Source organism: Cysteiniphilum sp. (assembly GCF_057495195.1).
The window spans coordinates 39,781-50,313 of record NZ_JBXTEF010000134.1 but is presented as its reverse complement, the minus strand read 5'-3'; the positions used below and the strand labels follow the sequence as shown (position 1 = coordinate 50,313).

Genomic DNA, 10,533 nt, shown 5'->3' with positions numbered 1-10,533 from the left:
TTGGAAGGCTATGTGCAGCATTTGAGTTGCTGGCACAAAAATACTGTGCATAATTTAAACCTTGATTCACATTTTAGCAAAGCTTTAGCAGGTTCAGTAGGCTCTCTACGCCCTTGTTCCCAATTTCTTAGAACTGGTAACTTTACATCAATCAGTTTGGCGAATTTTGCCCGGGATAACCCAGTTTTATTGAAAATCTCTTTTACTTTAATAGCATTTGGAAATATGCATGAGTGAGCGTTTGACCGATAAAAGGATACAATATCCCAGCAAGTGCGATGGAGGGACCAAAAGGTATCATCGAGGCTCCTTGCCGTTTTATTAAGCTTGTGATAATGGCAAACACAATACCGATCACCGCACTGGTGAATATCAAAAACAGCAAGCTTGGTGCACCAAACCAAGCGCCAAGTGCTGCCATTAACTTAAAATCACCATAGCCCATCCCTTCTTTCTTGGTAATCAGCTTAAACAACCAGAATGCTATCCACAATATGCCACAACCAAGGACCGCGCCCAATATTGCTTGCACTGGCGAGCTAAAAACAAACGCGCAATTTATTAATAGCCCAAGCCAAAGCAAAGGCAAGGTTAGATTATCAGGCAACATAAAATGTTTAAGATCAATCGCTGCGAGCGGAATTAAAAAGAAATACATCAAGCATAACAACAATGCCGCAGGTGTTATGCCAAAATAGTACAGCGTGAGAAACACCAACAGACCACTAATGAATTCCACACTTGGATAGAGCAAAGATATTTTACTATGGCAAAAACTACATTTTCCGCGCAAAAAGATAAAGCTTATAAGAGGAATATTGTGCCATGGCTTCAGCGGCTGGTGACACGTCGGACAAGCTGACCTGCGACGAATATTTTCAGACCCTCCCCCTTTTATATCAGGTGGCGAGATATCAAGAATATCATAGGCTTGATCTTTGTATTGCTTATCTAGTATTTCAGGTAGGCGCGCAATGACCACATTTAAAAAACTACCAACACAAATAGCAATAATGGTTGCCGCAATGATAATAATAGGCGCTATCTCGTTTAAAAATTCCATAATCACATTCAAAAAAACAGATTTCCTATGAGTATATACTCATTAAAAAAAGCGAAAACAAAAACTTTGGTAATTGATGCTTAACCGAGCATTAATATTAGGATATACTTGCCGGTGTTTTCGTTTTTGTGTCGATCAGAACATGAAAATTTTGTTAAACAAACCATAAAGTAAATAGTGAGAAAGATATGAATTTACATGAATATCAAGCAAAACAGCTTTTTGCTGAATACGGCTTACCGGTATCAAAAGGTTATGCTGTTGAAAGCGTTGAAGAAGCATTGGTTGCTGTTGATAAAATTGGTGGTGACATGTGGGTTGTTAAAGCTCAGGTTCATGCAGGCGGTCGCGGTAAAGCGGGTGGCGTGAAACTTGTTTCTAACAAGGAAGATGTTGCTAATTTTGTGAAAAACATGATGGGCACACGTCTTGTTACTTTCCAAACCGATGAAAACGGTCAGCCAGTTAGCAAAATCCTTATCGAAAGCTGCACTGATATTGCCAAAGAATTATATCTAAGCGCGGTTGTTGATCGTAGCACACGTCGTATTATCTTTATGGCATCGACTGAAGGTGGTGTTGAGATTGAAGAAGTTGCAGAAAAAACACCTGAGAAAATCTTCAAAGAAATTATTGACCCAGTCGTCGGCGCGCAACCTTACCAAGCACGTAAAATTGCGTTTAAACTTGGCTTAGAAGGCAATCAAATCAAGCAATTCACCAAGATTTTCTTAGGTCTTGCAAAAATGTTCCAAGAAAGAGATCTTGAGCTTTTAGAAATCAATCCTTTAGTCATCACTAAAGAAGGCAATCTTCATTGTTTGGATGCTAAAGTAGCTGTTGATGGCAATGCATTATATCGTCAACCACAGTTAGCTGAATGGCGTGACTTATCGCAAGAAGATGAGCGTGAAGCACGTGCTGCTGAGTGGGAACTTAACTACGTTGCGCTAGATGGTGACATTGGTTGCATGGTTAATGGTGCAGGTCTTGCAATGGCAACAATGGACATCGTTAAACTTCACGGTGGACGTCCTGCAAACTTCCTAGATGTCGGCGGTGGTGCGACAAAAGAGCGCGTATCAGAAGCATTCAAAATCATTCTATCTGATGCAGCAGTTAAAGGTGTATTTGTGAATATCTTCGGTGGCATCGTGCGTTGTGACATGATTGCTGAAGGTATTATGGCAGCAGTTGAAGAAGTTGGCGTTAAAGTGCCAGTTGTTGTGCGTCTTGCCGGTACAAATGCTGAATTAGGTGCCAAAAAATTAAAAGAAAGCGGTTTAAATATTATTGCTGCTAATGGTTTCACAGATGGTGCGAAGAAAATCATCGAAGCAGTTAAAGAGGTATCTCACGTATGAGCGTTTTAGTTAATAAGAATACAAAAGTTATCTGCCAAGGTTTTACTGGTAAGCAAGGCACTTTCCACTCTGAGCAAGCAATTGCTTATGGTACAAAAATGGTTGGTGGCGTCACACCAGGCAAAGGGGGCACCACTCACTTAGGTCTACCAGTATTCAATACGGTTCAAGAAGCCGTTGATGCAGTACAACCTGATGCAACTGTTATTTACGTACCAGCTCCGTTTTGTAAAGACTCAATCATCGAAGCGGCTGATGCTGGCATCAAATTGATCGTATGTATTACTGAAGGCATTCCTGTTATGGATATGCTTGAAGCTAAAGTTTATGTTGAGCGCTCAGGCTCACGTTTAATCGGTCCAAACTGCCCAGGCGTCATTACGCCAGGTGAGTGTAAAATCGGTATTATGCCGGGCAGCATCCATATGCCAGGTAAAGTTGGTATCGTATCACGCTCTGGTACATTAACATACGAAGCAGTTAACCAAACGACTGCTTTAGGCTTTGGCCAATCAACATGTATCGGTATCGGTGGCGATCCAATTCCAGGCACTAACTTTATCGATGCTTTGGAAATGTTCCAAAATGACCCACAAACTGAAGCAATCATCATGGTTGGTGAGATCGGTGGTTCAGCTGAAGAAGAAGCTGCTGAATATATTAAAAACCACGTTACTAAGCCAGTTGTATCATACATTGCGGGTGTAACAGCGCCTGCAGGTAAGCGTATGGGTCATGCCGGTGCGATCATCTCTGGTGGTAAAGGTACAGCTGCTGAGAAATTTGCAGCACTTGAAGCCGCAGGTGTCGCTGTTAGCAAATCACCTGCTGAATTAGGTAAAGTCCTTCAGCAAGTTACTGGTTGGGCAGTTCCGGCTTAATCATCTACTTTATATGCCATTTGGTAGAATTTCTGCCATTACAATGGCTATCTCTAGCATAATTTTTCAACTGAAATAAGATGATATTTAATTTGCAATTACCTTGTAATTTGCCTTCTTTTTAATTACCGTACTTTCCCACGATGATAAACAGAGACTTCATTTGAAAACACGTAACATAAGTATCGCAGGACTACTATTTTCATCAGTCAGCGCTATTTTAGGCTCCGGCTGGCTATTTGCCGCATCGCAAACCGCAAGTTATGCTGGACCTGCTGCAATGCTATCATGGATTATTGGTGCGCTATTAATCATGATCATCGCTTTTGTCTTTGCTGAAATTTGCACTATGATACCCGTCACAGGCTCAAGCACACGTATCCCACACATTACCCATGGAACTTTAGTTAGCTTTATCTTCGCGTGGATTATCTGGTTATCCTATTTAACGCTTGCCCCAACGGAGGCTCAAGCCATCATCCAATATCTTGCTGTTTTTTTCCCAACACTTATCAACGCCTCTAGTGGCGGTTTAAGCGCTAGTGGATTGGGATTTGCTGCGATTTTATTACTCTTGATCAGCATCCTTAATACTTATTCGCTACGTTGGTTGATTCGTGCAAATAACTTTCTGACGATTATCAAAATTATTGTTCCAAGCATTATTGCGATTATCATATTAGTGATTGTTTATCATCTGCATCAAAGCACTCCTGTCACATCCACCCATCTAAGCTTTGCCCCCAATTGCAGCTCAGGTGTATTATCAGCCATATCATTAGGTGGTATTGCCTTTTCCTTCACGGGGTTCAAACTTGCGGCAGAGATGGCAGGTGAAACCAAAAATCCTAAAAAAGCTATCCCCATTGCTATTATCGGTTCGATTATTGCGTGCCTGATTATTTTTCTACTACTACAAGCAGCTTATATCTATGCCGTTTCTGGCAGTGTTGAACATAATAACTGGCAGCATATTAGTCTTGCAGGCGATCATACTGATGAATCTTTTGGTCCTTTTGCAATGATTGCTAAAATGCTTGAAATTAAATGGTTGATGGTATTGATTTACATTGGTGCTATTGTTGGCCCACTTGCTGCAGGACTGATGTATTTTGGCAGCGCCACACGCTCTATCTTTGCTATGAGTCAAAACAACTATATTCCACAAATATTTGCCAAACTGACGCCCAAAGGCAACCCTCTTTATTGTATTATTATTAATTTCATCATTGGTATGCTGATGTTTGCACCACTGCCTGGCTGGTCAACCATGGCAACTTTTCTAACTTCACTTGTTGCATTGACCTATATTATGGGCCCTGTTAGTGCTAGCGCTTTGCGCCTACGCATCCCTGAAGTACATCGACCATTTCGACTACCTTTTGCCCGGATTTGGAATATTATGGCATTTTATGCTAGCACCTTAATTGTTTATTGGAGTGGCTGGAATATCGTCTCAAAGACAAGTTTTATGATTGCAATAGCCATTATTGTCTTAATGCTTTACCGGATATTCAAAAAGGATAAAAGTATCACGATCAATTGGAATTTCAAGCAATCTTACTGGCTCTGGCTTTATTTAGTGCTGCTAACCACCATATCTTATCTTGGCAACTATGGTGGTGGAATAGCTGTTTTTGATCTGCCTGAAGCCATGATTGCATTATTAATTATTTGTATTATTTGCCATCGCATTGCAGTACAATCGAGCCTACCTCGTGAATCTATCTCAAATAGCCTTAAAAACATTGAACTCGAACAGCATAAGCTTAGAACAGTGGAACAGCATTAAACAATTTGCACTGACCACACTAGGTATTTCTGATATATCAGCTACCGACTGCCTACTTGATCAGTATATCCCTAAGTATCAAGAATGGCTTCGACAAGATTATCATGCTGATCTTAACTATATGGTCAAGCATGGCAGTAAACGATATACGCCGCACGAGCTTGTTGCGGACACTAAAAGTGTCATTGTTGTGCGTTTAAACTATTTACCCCAGGCTTATTGCTTCAAAGGTATTCGCAAAACGCTATCAACACCAAGTGAAAATGCTGCTATTTCTGTTTATGCGCATGGTCGCGACTATCACAAGGTATTGCGCCAGAAGCTAAGTAAGCTAAGTGATTTCATTCAAAGTGTTTTTCCCAAGCACAGCGCACGTGTTTTTACTGATAGCGCCCCCGTGTTAGAAAAACCATTAGCTGAAAAAGCTGGTCTTGGCTGGATTGGTAAAAACAGTAATCTTCTGCATCCCATCGATGGTTCATTTTTCTTTATTGGATGCATCTACTCTAATCTTGATTTTAGTGCATTTGCACAATTACCTATAACGGATCAATGCGGTAAATGCCAAGCTTGCATTAAAGCATGTCCTACCAATGCCATAGTTAATAACAAAGTCATTGATGCCAATAAATGCATCTCTTATTTAACGATTGAAAACAAAGGTGTGATTCCAATGCAATATCGGCAAGCAATTGGTAATCGCATCTATGGCTGCGATGACTGTCAACTGGTATGCCCGATTAATAGATATGCACCCGTAACCGCTGAGTCGGATTTTCTCGCACGCGCACACTTAAGCCAACAAAGTTTGATGGATTTAGCACAATGGTCAGAACAAGCGTTTTTGAAAAAAACAGAAGGCTCTGCCATTCGTCGGATTGGTTATCAGGCTTGGCTTAGAAATATTTACATTGCCCTTGGTAATGCACCTTTTTCCAAAGAGATTATTATACTGCTTGAAAAAGCCAAACAAACACATAGCAACAATGCTTTGCTCTTAGATCATATCAACTGGGGAATTCAGCAACAGATGGCAAAAATTTAGGTGGGTTTCAGGATATCCATATCCTATTAAAATTCATCCGTGCGGGGGGCTATCCATTTCTACCTTCATCCGTTAAGGTCGCCATCCGTTGCATGTGTGTCATTATGGACAAAACAATTATCAAAATATGTAGGATTTTAACCAAATCTTTGTGAGAAATTTGCCATTTCTATAAGTTTAGATTATATTTTAACCAGGTTTACTCGCTGAAGATCAATTATCATCCTGTTAAGTCTTTTATTCTTGTAAAGTTTCTTACTGTTTCCTCTTCTTTTTAGTTAATACCCATCATCATAATCTATAACCTTGACTTATTTTTTACCTTTGTAATCCCTCATAAATATGCCAAAATAAACCACCTACCTCAATTAAATGGATCACACTGCTTATGTTTTTCAATAAAAAAACAGATCAAAATGAATTAAAAAAAATTGCTGCAACTGCCGCAATTGAATATATCAAACCAGGAATGACCGTTGGTGTTGGCACTGGTTCAACGGTTAACTTTTTTATTGATGAACTTGCCAAAATCAAGTCCAAAATTGAGCTAACTGTTTCAAGTTCTGAGGAAAGTACTAAGCGCCTCAAAGCACATGGCTTTGAAGTTGTTGACTTAAACTATCCAAATAAAGTTGATATTTATATTGATGGCGCTGACGAAGCCAATAAACACCGAGAGCTGATCAAAGGTGGGGGAGCAGCATTGACTCGCGAAAAAATTTGTCGTGTTGCTAGTGACAAATTTATTTGTATTATTGATCAAAGCAAATTAGTACCTCAACTAGGACGCTTTCCATTACCGATTGAAGTTATTCCTATGGCGCGCAGCTATGTTGCCAAGGAGTTAGTAAAGCTAGGCGGTCAACCAATTTACCGCGAAGGTGTTATCACTGACAATGGCAATATTATTATTGATATCCATAATCTAATGATTGATAACCCATTGAAACTTGAACAGCAAATCAATCAAATCATCGGTGTGGTTTGCAATGGTTTATTTGCTGTTAACCCTGCCGATATATTGCTCATAGCCAATGACAAGGGTCAAATCGATATTATTGAATAAACATAACAATGGTCGGGACGGCGGGATTTGAACCCACGACCTTTAGCACCCCATGCTAACGCGCTACCAAGCTGCGCTACGCCCCGAGGTCAAATCAGATAATTCTGATAATAATGAAACACTTTAAAATAATGAAAGAGCACTTCTAGAAGCGCTCTTGATGAAATAAATTATCCAGCAATTTGAACGTTTACTGCTTGTGGACCACGGCGGCCATCTTCGATATCAAATGAAACGCGTTGATCATTAGCTAATGACTGTAAACCATTTAATGCAGTTACGTGAACGAAAAGATCAGAACCACCATTGTCTGGCTTGATAAAACCAAAGCCTTTTGTTTCATTAAAAAATTTTACGGCACCTGTTTGTTGCGACATATCCTATACTCTCTTACTATATATTTAAATTAAACTTTACTGACTCCATGTACTCTTATGCGCTTAGTGGGTATATGCAACATGATAAAATCACTCACATATAAGAACAAAAATCACTCAAAGACCAAAAAGTCGCACTCAGTATAGCAAGACTGTATAAAAAACAAATCATTTTATCTGCGCAATGCTAACTATTTTATTTTGACAGCGATCGATGATAAGGATCATGCGACAAGAACAGCAAGCCACTGCCTTGTGAATAGTCGATAAATAGCTCATCTTGAAGCGCATGATTACGAATACCCAGCTCTTCGCCAAAACGTAAGGTATATTGATCCAAATCAAAGGCGAACCCTTGTAATGTTAAATCAACTAGCTCAAACAGCGGCACAATTGAAACCATTTTTCCTTTAGCATTGGTTATATGCATGTTTTGATGCATTAACTGTGAAACACCATAACGATCAATCACTTGATATTTGAGTTGATGCTGATGCTTAAGCAAAGTTGATATATTGCCAAGGTAATGATCCATTTCCTTGCCACCCAACCCAAATAAAGATAACTCATGATATCCGTGTTGTTGTAAATGGCTTAACGCTTTCTCAAAATCGGTAGAATATTGATCATCATCTTGCTGATATGGAATATTTAAGCGCTTGGCATGATCAATCGAGTCACCGTCACCAATAATCATCTGTACTTTATTAACAAGACTTTTGACATCTTGAATCTGATTAAATGCCCCATCAGCACAATAAATTGGTAAATCATCTAAATGCTGACAGATATAAGACTCACAAAATGCGATATCGATCTCGCCATTAATTAATAGAATTGCTTTTTTTGCCAAGGGATCACTCGCTTTTTTGCTTTTTCTGTTTTTTTGTTTTTTTTGTTTTTTTTGTTTTTTTTGTTTTTTCTTGTCGCGATGAGTATATACTCATGACAAATACAAAAAAACCATGTGCAGGCACAAGTTTAGATGAGCTCAGAACTTAATAACTTTTTGCATCACCTAAAATTTGAGCGCAATTACTCTGATCTCACCATCGATGCCTATCAGCGTGACTTACATGGGTTTGATGTCTTTTTGCAAAGCAAAGATAAAGCACTTTCTGAAAGTTCATCACAAGAGATCAAACTTTGGCTTAAAACCTTGCATAGTCAAGGCATTAGCCCCAAATCCATTCAACGCAAATTAAGTGCTGTTAAATCTTTTTTCCGCTATTTGTTGAGCAATGAAATAATCATAGAAGATCCTTCTTATGCTATCAAAGCGCCTAAATCGCCAAAGAAGCTTCCCAAAACACTCGATGTTGATCAAATGCAGCAAGTTCTAGACTATCAAAGCGATGATGATTTAGCGCTGCGTGATCTTGCCATGCTTGAGGTTATCTACAGCAGCGGACTGCGCCTTAGTGAATTAGCCCAATTACGTTTTGAACAAATCGATTTCTCACAAAAAACCATTCGCGTATTTGGCAAGGGCAGCAAAGAACGCATCGTGCCAATTGGTGACAAAGCAATTAGCGCCATGAATAAATGGTTAAACATACGTCAAAGTTTAAACTGCACCCATGACTATCTTTTTACCACATTAAAAGGCACACCAATTCAAGCGCGCAGCATTCAAAAACGTTTTGAAAAATTTGCACTTGAACACGCGCCAAAGCATATTCATCCGCATATGCTAAGGCACGCCTTTGCTAGCCATTTACTTGAATCTTCCAGAGATATTGTCGCTGTGCAAAACCTACTAGGACATAGCGATATTTCAACTACTCAGATTTATACACACCTTGATTTTCAGCAACTGGCAAGTGTCTATGACCAAACCCATCCACGTGCTAAACGTAAAAAATAAGAATTACAATATATGCAATCCATAAACTATCTCACATCACATAACACGACAATCTCACCTGATTTAGAGATGCTTAAATCTATATCTATCAATAGATTGAGCTCCATCCCTAAACAGTTATTTTATCTTGAGTATGAAGATGATGTGCTCACACTAAAGCATAGCGATTCATTATTAACACTCTGTGTTGATTTTAATAGTCATGACATTCAAAATCGCATCAAACCCAATACCGCAAAACTTGATTTAATCAAAGCAATTGAAGGGAAAGGCAAAGATATACTCAGCATTCTAGATATGACAGCAGGTCTTGGACAGGATAGCTTCTCGCTTGCCGCACGAGGACATACTATCGACGCAATAGAGCAAAACCCTTATGTGTTTTTGCTGCTTCAAGATGGCTTACGGCGCGCCAAAGAAGAATCAAATTTAGCGGAAATTACCGATAGAATTAGTCTTTACTTCGCCAACTCCACTCACCTTGATCATGTGCATCAAGCGGGCAAATATAATGTAATCTACCTTGACCCAATGTTTCCTGAGCGCACTAAAAGCGCTAAGGTTAAAAAGAATATGCAATTATTGCATGATTTGGTAGGCATTGATGAACAAAGCAATAAGCTGCTTTTCCAACAAGCTAAAGTATTAAACCCTAAGAAAATAGTCGTTAAACGCCCGCGCTTAGGCGATTTTATTGGCCATCAAAAGCCGACCAGTCAAGTGATTGGTAAAAGTAGTCGATTTGATGTTTATGCTTGCTAACTATGTTGATAATGTGATTTTTTGATAAGGAGCCATAACATTTTGACAAGTGTGACATAGCTCGTTTAGCATAAACGACTGGAGACTAAAAGGAGGACTAAATGAATTATTTAACCAAACATTTAAACGATATCAATGAAGGATATTTTCAACATGCCAAAGAAGCGCTCTACTGTGGCGTGTTGATGATGGCAGCTGGTATTTTTTGCTCCATACATGCAATATTGCCTTTTTTGTTTGAAAAAACAGCAAGCAACATGCTAAATAAACTACAGCAACGCTTCAAAAAACGTCTAGACTCAAAGTGCGACTAACT

Annotated in this window: 11 protein-coding genes, 1 tRNA gene and 1 pseudogene; 8 read left to right on the top strand and 5 right to left on the bottom strand. The window is 39.3% G+C overall.

Translation table 11 applies throughout. The features are described from left to right. Nucleotides 1-8: 8 nt before the first annotated feature. Complete coding sequence (locus ACY10D_RS11360) at nt 9-152, bottom strand: hypothetical protein (RefSeq protein ID WP_487000839.1); 144 nt, start codon at nt 150-152, stop codon at nt 9-11. A gap of 50 nt (nt 153-202) precedes the next feature. Continuing rightward, nucleotides 203-1,063, bottom strand: coding sequence for a prepilin peptidase (locus ACY10D_RS11355; protein WP_487000836.1), 861 nt, complete (start codon nt 1,061-1,063; stop codon nt 203-205). A gap of 182 nt (nt 1,064-1,245) precedes the next feature. Between ACY10D_RS11355 and sucC the strand changes: the two are divergent. The 5 genes and pseudogenes from sucC to rpiA form a co-directional block, all read left to right on the top strand. Further along, nucleotides 1,246-2,427: pseudogene (gene sucC, locus ACY10D_RS11350) on the top strand (ADP-forming succinate--CoA ligase subunit beta); the annotation flags it as partial. Continuing rightward, entirely contained in the window at nt 2,424-3,308 is an 885-nt protein-coding gene (gene sucD / locus ACY10D_RS11345; protein WP_487000835.1) for a succinate--CoA ligase subunit alpha, read from the top strand. The pseudogene sucC and the gene sucD, both read left to right, overlap by 4 nt. A 163-nt stretch (nt 3,309-3,471) precedes the next feature. Continuing rightward, nucleotides 3,472-5,100: an APC family permease gene (locus tag ACY10D_RS11340; protein WP_487000834.1), complete on the top strand. Its 1,629-nt coding sequence runs from the start codon at nt 3,472-3,474 to the stop codon at nt 5,098-5,100. Further along, nucleotides 5,057-6,145: a tRNA epoxyqueuosine(34) reductase QueG gene (gene queG, locus ACY10D_RS11335; protein WP_487000833.1), complete on the top strand. Its 1,089-nt coding sequence runs from the start codon at nt 5,057-5,059 to the stop codon at nt 6,143-6,145. The genes ACY10D_RS11340 and queG overlap by 44 nt, the downstream gene beginning before the upstream one ends. Nucleotides 6,146-6,533: 388 nt before the next feature. Further along, nucleotides 6,534-7,211: a ribose-5-phosphate isomerase RpiA gene (gene rpiA / locus ACY10D_RS11330; protein WP_487000832.1), complete on the top strand. Its 678-nt coding sequence runs from the start codon at nt 6,534-6,536 to the stop codon at nt 7,209-7,211. A 9-nt stretch (nt 7,212-7,220) separates the two neighbouring features. On the opposite strand, the gene ACY10D_RS11325 is transcribed toward rpiA, so the two are convergent. The 3 genes from ACY10D_RS11325 to ACY10D_RS11315 all read right to left on the bottom strand — a co-directional run bounded on the left by ACY10D_RS11325 (nt 7,221) and on the right by ACY10D_RS11315 (nt 8,441). After that, nucleotides 7,221-7,297 (bottom strand) — tRNA-Pro (locus ACY10D_RS11325). 84 nt (nt 7,298-7,381) lie between these two features. Continuing rightward, complete coding sequence (locus ACY10D_RS11320) at nt 7,382-7,588, bottom strand: cold-shock protein (protein ID WP_117003029.1); 207 nt, start codon at nt 7,586-7,588, stop codon at nt 7,382-7,384. 196 nt (nt 7,589-7,784) lie between these two features. Then, entirely contained in the window at nt 7,785-8,441 is a 657-nt protein-coding gene (locus tag ACY10D_RS11315) for a thiamine diphosphokinase (protein ID WP_487000831.1), read from the bottom strand. A 132-nt stretch (nt 8,442-8,573) separates the two neighbouring features. On the opposite strand from ACY10D_RS11315, the gene xerC reads away from it, so the two are divergent. The 3 genes from xerC (at nt 8,574) to ACY10D_RS11300 (ending at nt 10,531) form a co-directional block, all read left to right on the top strand. Further along, on the top strand, nt 8,574-9,455 hold the full coding sequence (gene xerC / locus ACY10D_RS11310) for a tyrosine recombinase XerC (RefSeq protein WP_487000830.1): 882 nt from the start codon (nt 8,574-8,576) through the stop codon (nt 9,453-9,455). Between the two features lie 12 nt (nt 9,456-9,467). Next, nucleotides 9,468-10,217: a class I SAM-dependent methyltransferase gene (locus ACY10D_RS11305; RefSeq protein ID WP_487000829.1), complete on the top strand. Its 750-nt coding sequence runs from the start codon at nt 9,468-9,470 to the stop codon at nt 10,215-10,217. Nucleotides 10,218-10,318: 101 nt separating this feature from the next. Beyond that, nucleotides 10,319-10,531 (top strand): DUF6356 family protein, encoded by a 213-nt coding sequence (locus tag ACY10D_RS11300; RefSeq protein ID WP_487000828.1) that lies wholly within the window; start codon nt 10,319-10,321, stop codon nt 10,529-10,531. The last annotated feature ends 2 nt before the right edge of the window (nt 10,532-10,533 follow it).